We start from the raw sequence: 6,477 nt of genomic DNA on the forward strand, positions 1-6,477 counted from the left end.
TTCTTCTTCAGTTGCACTCTCCAGCCGGTATGCACCTCCAGTGACGCGCACATGGCGGCATATTCTTTCGCACTCATCTCGTGCAAGTGCAGCGTTCGCCCGTTCGTGAAGCTCGACACAAGCGTCTCCTTGTCTGCGCCAGGCAGCGCCTTCAGCAGACAGTAGAAACGCGCATAGTTCCGTTCTTGTTTCATAAAATCTATTATTTATCTTCTACAACCATAAAATCTGCAGGAATGGCTTTAACAGTAATCTCTTTCTCAACCTTATCAGGGTCTATGCCATTCCCCTTAAAATCTATATTGGCACACAAATACTCCCAGCATTGTTTTTTAATTTTATTCGCATTACATGTATATCCACGTGGGACGAATATTCCCTCCAGAACAAGCTTATTATATCCTTCAGGTCTTACAATTACTTTGACCAAATACTTTTTGGGAAATTTCTCTACTTTAGCCATAGCTTTTCCTCCTTCCAGTCTTTATAATTCTGGCGAGCTTTAGCAACAGCCTCGNCCACGCTGTTCTTGAAGATGTCGATATCGAACAGTGGCTTGCCATTCACGCAGATGTACAGCCTGCCGTTAAATTCCATCACCTGCACGGCTTCCCGTGCCTCCGCGTCGAGCTGAGCCTGCCGCTCCGCCTCAATGCGCTCTGCACGCTTCTCGTGCCACACTTGAATACGTCTTTTGATTTCTTCTAAAAAGTTGCTCATAATTGATAAATTTAGTTGATAAGTTGATAGTTCACAAGTTCACAAGGAGCCTCCCCCGACCCCTCCAAAGGAGGGGAGAAAATGGCTTGTTTTGTTCAAAGTTCAAAGTTCAAACCTCAAAGTTCAAAGTCCTCCAGCTGTCTGTTCTCCCCTCCTTCGGAGGGGTCGGGGGAGGCTTTCCTTCCGCTTTCCACTCAATAGTTATCATGGCATCGAGTCTGCCGCTGCCCTTACATATCGGGCATTCCTGCTTGTAGCGTTCCTGCCATTCGTCTTCCTGCCAATGATATCCGTTTCCTTGACAATAGGGACACTTGTGTCCTCTGCTCTCAATACGGTCTGTCATGCGTCCGCCAGGACTCATCGTCCCTGGGGCAATCTCAATTATCCGTCTTTCTTTACTCATAACTTGGTGTCATTATTTGTTTTGATTACTCCGTCTTTCCACACTACATAATACTTTCCCGCTTCACCGATAGACCTGCCCAAGCAGTAGGCTTTGTAACCAATCACGCGTACTTTCATATCGCAGATATACCTCAGACGTCGTGCAGGTTTCCCTGTTGGTGCGCTCTTATCCTCTTGGCTGATAAAAATAAAGCACTTACGGTTAAATCGCTTCATCAGTGACACGGTGTCGGGATACGTCCATCCTTTGTCATCACAGCCTACTTGAAAGGAATCCACAATGATGAATTTCGGAGATTTGGGCTTGGAAAGACGTACGGCAAGCTCTTCGATGGTATCGTCAACAACTACTCTGAATTTACCCTGTACCTCATTCATACCAAGGTAGTTCATTCGGCGTTGGAAACTTTGGTTCACACCCTCCTCGTAGCTCATATAGAGAACAGAACCATATTTACAAAGTTCCTTCCCCAACTGCATAACGAATGAACTCTTGCCCTGTGCGCTCGCGCCGCTGATAAACCAAGAGGCATTCTCAGCAGGAAAACCAAACGGATCACTCCACTGCGCACCCCAAGGCAAGGTCACCCATTTCTTGGCCGCAATCTCTTTCGGACTGTACGCTCGTTTGCTCATTTTTCCGTCCTGATAAGTTCCATAACGACTGCATCAGCTATTTCAACGGCATGCTTGGCGATGACTTCTGGTGTTATTGGACCTTCTTCTTTAAGCATTGGGGCCAGCCATAAGGCTGATTTTGTCAGTTCGTAACGACGCTGTTCCCAATCTATCTCGTGCTCCCTCTGTCGGCGGTTCATCTGTATGACCGCATCCATATACTGCATTTCTATTTTGGTCATCATATTATGCGCCTTTCTTCAGTTTTTCTATTTCTGTATACACTCTTCGCAGACCACCGCCTGTTTTGCGCACAATCTGAGCGATGTCAGTGCCTTCGGGCGCATTTACTTTGGCAACAACCCTTGCCTGCTCCTTGAGAAAGTGTTCACGCTCCTTGCCGTCATCTGGTGTAACCTTACTGTATCGGTCGCCATATCGTGAGAGCATCTCGGTATAGCCTACTTTCTTGCACTCTATCGAGCGGTTCATTTTCTCCTTCAGTCCGTCGGCACCCATCATGTACCAGGCGCAGCACCGTTCGGTGGCGTTCCACAAGGCTTTGAGTTCCAAAAAAGCCTCATATTGCAGGTCCCCAGCTTCATCCAAAATAATCAGGGGGGTGTCAATACTACGCAGGTAGTATACAAGGTCATCATAAACGTCAGAGTATCTTCCCTTGCTGTCAACACCAAACTCGGAGGCAATCTTTCTGATGAGTTTCAGCTTCGTCTTCACCTGTGAGCAGTCTATGTAGGCTGCATTCCGGTGGTGTGCCACATAGTAGCGGGCCGTAAAGGTCTTGCCAATGTTGGGCATGTCGCACATAATACCGCTAAGGCTCGACTGCTGTGAAAACTCCAACTGAGCCGTGATATACTCAAAAGTAGCTGTCTTGGCTGGTTTCCAATCTATCTCGCCACGAAGGGTCACACCAAGGCGGCGCGCAATACCTATCCAGTTGGCGTCACTCAACGCTTTTTCTGTCTGACCGTTCTTGATGCCACTGTACACCGACGTGCTAATACCAAGACTTGCTGCGTGCTTGGCGTCACTCGGATAGTTGGTGCGGTTCTGTTTCACCGCTACCAGTATTTTCTGTTTTTGCTCTTCTGTAATCATAGTCTGAACGCATTTATAATGTTATTTTAATAGGCTTCTAATCCCATTTTGCTATAGTCTGTATTAGGAATATAGTTTAACTCTTCTTCCTGTTCTTGCACCTGCGGCAGTTCAAGAACCTCTTCTTCCGAAGGCTCTGCCTGTGGCGGTGTCGCCGTGGTCTTCATCACGCCAACCTTGGTAATGGCATGCTCTTTCAGATATTTATTGAAGTGGGCCACTCTCTTCTGCTGTTTCTCGAACTTCTCCCTGTCCTCGTCTGTCTGCTCTGCCATCACGCGGTTGTAGGTCTCTACTTTCTCCACCGTGTCGATGTACCGCTCATTCTGGTAGAGGTACACGTCCTTTGGTTGTCCTTCCTCATCAGGCAGGTAGCAGGCTGTTACCTTGTAGTTGTTCGGGGCAAGTCGCTCCAATACTTCCGGGCTGCTCAGCCACCAGTCGGCATAGTTTACGCGTACTGTCGAGTTCCTGCGCACGCTTGTTTCCACGCTCACCCCTATCCATCTCGCCAGCATGCGGCGGTCCAGTGGCCACAGGTCGGGATTCACGTTCTCCACGAGTACCTCCCAGCGGGTCTTGCCTGGCCACCTTTTTTGGTCGCTGTGAAGGGAGTGGTTCCATTCCCAGTTGTCCTGCCGGTCATCGGCCACGAGTTCGTCCCAGCTGTAGTATTTCTTCTCCTCATACAACTCGTTGCTTGCGTCGCTCACCTTCTTCTGCTCGACCCTGCGCTTTCCCTTGCCGAAAGGACGCCCAATACCTGCATGGTTCTTGTGGATGATGCTGGTCTTCTTCGCACCGTTGTAGTGCTCAGCACGCTTCTCCTGTGAGTTTTGTGGGGCACAGAACCTAACGAACTCGAATACCACACCGGGACTTAGGTAGGTGTCCCGCCATTGCGACATCAGGTGGTTCTCCACCTCTATGCCCCTTGGCGTGCCCCAGCCGTTAGCGGCAAGAATCCGGAACATGTCCCTAAAGCAGTCCACCACCAGGGGCGTGTCCTTGTCCCTCGCATAGCTTGCACCTATCACGCACTCGCTCACATCGTCGTAGGCATAGTAGGCATGTACCCACTTCTTCGTGTCCTTCAACTTGCGGCTCAAATCCACGTCGTCCATCGTAATCTGGCTCAGCGAATAACGGCCGTTGTGGCGATGCATGTGGGGCAGTTGCTCGTGCATCAGCGTAACAGGCATCAGCAGGCGCTGGTTGATGCGCAGCTTGTTCATCGGCTGATTCAGGATGTTGCTGATGGTGCTCTCGCTAAGTACCAACGGTTCGCCATTCTTGTCAGTGAAGTCATCGGGATCGAGCAGTTCGCCGGTGTCAAGGTGGAAAATATCGAGCTCGCCGCAGAGGAACATCTTCCACTGCTCCCAGACCGTCGTATTGTAAGGCTTGTTCTCAAGACAGGATAGGCTCAGCACAGCCTCCTCAACGGCCATTGTTACCAGCCGCTTGTTCTGGTTGCCGAACTTACCGCTGATAAGGCAGCCGTAACCTTCGCATTTGTACTCATTTACCTTCTTCCTGAAACGCAGCGTACTCGTGGGCAGTGTGTGACCCAGTTCCGTCCGCAGTGCCTCGATGGCGTCAGCCATCCAGTCCCAGTTGTACTTCTCGCCCATCAGCTTGCGCGCCGTTGCAGCACGTTCGTACAGCTTGATGCAGCAGTTCAGCACGCTCGCATTCGTTACGTATTCACGGATTTTCTCGGGGTATTGCTGCAAGTCCACGCCAGTCTTTTCCTCATCACGAAAGAACGCCACAGCTTCCTGGTCTGTTTCATAGTTCTCCATTACCCACAGGCGCAGGTGAGTCTGTGCACCGTCAGGATAGAGTTCCTTGACCTTTTCCTTGTACTTGCCGGGGAGGCTGTCAATGGAAACGAGGGCATATTGTCCGAGAGCACCACCACCACGGCGTACCACATCGACTTTTTTGCGACGTGTCCAGTTCTGGTAGTTCGCCTCACTAACGACACCACCATCCACCAGCTCACGGGCAGAGATGCACAGTTTGCCTTCGTAGTACTCCATCGCGCGCCTCCTTAGCTCAACCTTTCCGCGTATCTCTGAATGCCGTCAAGATCACTCATCATCAAGTGCTCGAACCTGCGCATTTTCTTACCATTCTTATACACATCGCACCAATTTCCTTCTTTGAAAATTTCCAGCAGCACACCACCTTCCTTATATTGGCGGATATAACCATCAGCATCGTGCAGTGTCTCCCATTCTGGAGCTTCTATCATAGGGATTCCTCCACGCTCCATTGCCAACTTGCGTATGCGCTTAGCCAAATCTGTGTTACCACGCTTCGTATCATACCGAATAGCATTGAAAACACTCTGCTCAGACACCTTGAATGTCATCATGATGAATTCACGGTCTTCTTTTTTGATGTGAATGTACCTTCTCATAATATATCTCACTTATTTTAATTCATTTATTTTCACTAACTTTATGGCCAAATTCAAAATAGAAATAAATATGGTGCCAGCAGTATTACTTACAATCGACATTGTCCCTCTCGACCAAACAATGGACGAGAAAGTGCTTCTTGAACTAATTGCTCCCTGTCTAAATCGCCTGAAAGAGCTAAAGGGTAGCTTTGACCGCAATACCGACATACGGCTCTCTGTGCGCCAATACGCACAAGAAGATGGCAGTGAGAAGCTAACCGCCCGCGTGGCGCTGCTAATCTCCGTCGGGATGCAGCGCGCACTGCATCTTCAGCAGGTTTTTGAAGCATATCATACACTTCTGAGCTACGAATTGCCCGACTGTCTTGTAAATGCTCATTCAGAAATCTTGAAATTTCAGTAGCAGAAAATCTTTTGTTGCTCATAATCTCACTTGTTTTTTAATTCATTTATTTTCACTAACTTTATAGCCAAATTCTGGAAACCAAACCAACTGTCTGGCTACAACTCCACAGCCCTTGAAGCAACACCGCATCGGCAACCAAGGAAAATATCAAACAACACACATAAATATGAGCCTTTATAATTATCTTGTAAAATCGAGTGTATCCGCAGAAGAGATACGCTGCAACTTCCATCGCGAAGAGGTCGAACAACTCTATAATCTCTTACGAGAGAAAGGATACGACGCATATTTCGACTTCGTGAAGAACAATCAGAAAGACATACTGAGATACATTGCGCTATCTGATTCTCAACGTAGGCAAAAGAAGTGGATAAACCATCCCCAGCAACTTCTTCTTCGCTTTGCAGCACTTCAAATAGCTGAGATAACTGTGAAATTCCAGAACGATATTCTTGACATCTCGAATATTGTGGACAGTGGTTCTTATCGAAATTTTCTTGCAACATGTGCAGATGGCGTAGCGCCATTGCTGGTAAGCACTCCTTTGAGAGAGTTTCCTTTCGAGGGCTATGATAACCCGTTCCTCGAATTCCATGAAGGCACAAGTCATCCATCTGAATAGCACCAATCTTAAACTTTGGGCATCTCCTGCCAGCCAAATGGGGCAAACGCTTAGCCCCATTTTTTTTACGCAGCAATTCGAACATCTTTTTCTTCTTCATAATCTTTAATCCTTTAAATTCGTTAATCTCGCCCCTTTTCCGTATCTTTG

Annotated in this window: 9 protein-coding genes and 1 pseudogene; 2 read left to right on the forward strand and 8 right to left on the reverse strand. The window is 48.2% G+C overall.

Annotated features, from left to right (window positions below; genetic code table 11):
- From HMPREF9304_RS07685 to HMPREF9304_RS07725, 8 genes and pseudogenes are all read right to left on the reverse strand, one after another.
- Positions 1-194: pseudogene (locus tag HMPREF9304_RS07685) on the reverse strand (hypothetical protein); the annotation flags it as partial.
- 8 nt (positions 195-202) lie between these two features.
- Positions 203-463 (reverse strand): hypothetical protein, encoded by a 261-nt coding sequence (locus HMPREF9304_RS07690; protein ID WP_036928009.1) that lies wholly within the window; start codon positions 461-463, stop codon positions 203-205.
- 366 nt (positions 464-829) lie between these two features.
- A complete protein-coding gene (locus tag HMPREF9304_RS07700) occupies positions 830-1,126 on the reverse strand; it encodes a hypothetical protein (protein ID WP_231564495.1) in 297 nt (98 codons plus the stop codon).
- Positions 1,123-1,764, reverse strand: coding sequence for a DEAD/DEAH box helicase family protein (locus HMPREF9304_RS07705; protein ID WP_036928015.1), 642 nt, complete (start codon positions 1,762-1,764; stop codon positions 1,123-1,125). Before HMPREF9304_RS07705 ends, HMPREF9304_RS07700 begins: the two co-directional genes overlap by 4 nt.
- Entirely contained in the window at positions 1,761-1,991 is a 231-nt protein-coding gene (locus HMPREF9304_RS07710; protein ID WP_036928018.1) for a hypothetical protein, read from the reverse strand. Before HMPREF9304_RS07710 ends, HMPREF9304_RS07705 begins: the two co-directional genes overlap by 4 nt.
- A 1-nt stretch (position 1,992) precedes the next feature.
- Entirely contained in the window at positions 1,993-2,868 is an 876-nt protein-coding gene (locus HMPREF9304_RS07715; RefSeq protein ID WP_036928019.1) for an AAA family ATPase, read from the reverse strand.
- 26 nt (positions 2,869-2,894) lie between these two features.
- On the reverse strand, positions 2,895-4,913 hold the full coding sequence (locus tag HMPREF9304_RS07720) for a hypothetical protein (RefSeq protein WP_036928020.1): 2,019 nt from the start codon (positions 4,911-4,913) through the stop codon (positions 2,895-2,897).
- 11 nt (positions 4,914-4,924) lie between these two features.
- Positions 4,925-5,296, reverse strand: a complete 372-nt coding sequence (locus tag HMPREF9304_RS07725; protein WP_144439175.1) for a hypothetical protein — start codon at positions 5,294-5,296, stop codon at positions 4,925-4,927.
- Between the two features lie 43 nt (positions 5,297-5,339).
- Between HMPREF9304_RS07725 and HMPREF9304_RS07730 the strand changes: the two genes are divergently transcribed.
- Positions 5,340-5,702, forward strand: a complete 363-nt coding sequence (locus tag HMPREF9304_RS07730; protein ID WP_036928022.1) for a hypothetical protein — start codon at positions 5,340-5,342, stop codon at positions 5,700-5,702.
- 169 nt (positions 5,703-5,871) lie between these two features.
- A complete protein-coding gene (locus tag HMPREF9304_RS07735) occupies positions 5,872-6,327 on the forward strand; it encodes a hypothetical protein (RefSeq protein ID WP_156104792.1) in 456 nt (151 codons plus the stop codon).
- Positions 6,328-6,477: the final 150 nt, after the last annotated feature.

It is taken from the genome of Hoylesella timonensis S9-PR14 (assembly GCF_000762405.1).
GTDB classification, from domain to species: domain Bacteria; phylum Bacteroidota; class Bacteroidia; order Bacteroidales; family Bacteroidaceae; genus Prevotella; species Prevotella timonensis_A.

Excerpts from the sequence above, each read along its gene's own strand:
- HMPREF9304_RS07690 (WP_036928009.1), bottom strand. The coding sequence starts at position 463 with ATGGCTAAAGTAGAGAAATTTCCCAAAAAGTATTTGGTCAAAGTAATT.
- HMPREF9304_RS07700 (WP_231564495.1), bottom strand. The coding sequence starts at position 1,126 with ATGAGTAAAGAAAGACGGATAATTGAGATTGCCCCAGGGACGATGAGT.
- HMPREF9304_RS07705 (WP_036928015.1), bottom strand. The coding sequence starts at position 1,764 with ATGAGCAAACGAGCGTACAGTCCGAAAGAGATTGCGGCCAAGAAATGG.
- HMPREF9304_RS07710 (WP_036928018.1), bottom strand. The coding sequence starts at position 1,991 with ATGATGACCAAAATAGAAATGCAGTATATGGATGCGGTCATACAGATG.
- HMPREF9304_RS07715 (WP_036928019.1), bottom strand. The coding sequence starts at position 2,868 with ATGATTACAGAAGAGCAAAAACAGAAAATACTGGTAGCGGTGAAACAG.
- HMPREF9304_RS07720 (WP_036928020.1), bottom strand. The coding sequence starts at position 4,913 with ATGGAGTACTACGAAGGCAAACTGTGCATCTCTGCCCGTGAGCTGGTG.
- HMPREF9304_RS07725 (WP_144439175.1), bottom strand. The coding sequence starts at position 5,296 with ATGAGAAGGTACATTCACATCAAAAAAGAAGACCGTGAATTCATCATG.
- HMPREF9304_RS07730 (WP_036928022.1), top strand. The coding sequence starts at position 5,340 with ATGGCCAAATTCAAAATAGAAATAAATATGGTGCCAGCAGTATTACTT.
- HMPREF9304_RS07735 (WP_156104792.1), top strand. The coding sequence starts at position 5,872 with ATGAGCCTTTATAATTATCTTGTAAAATCGAGTGTATCCGCAGAAGAG.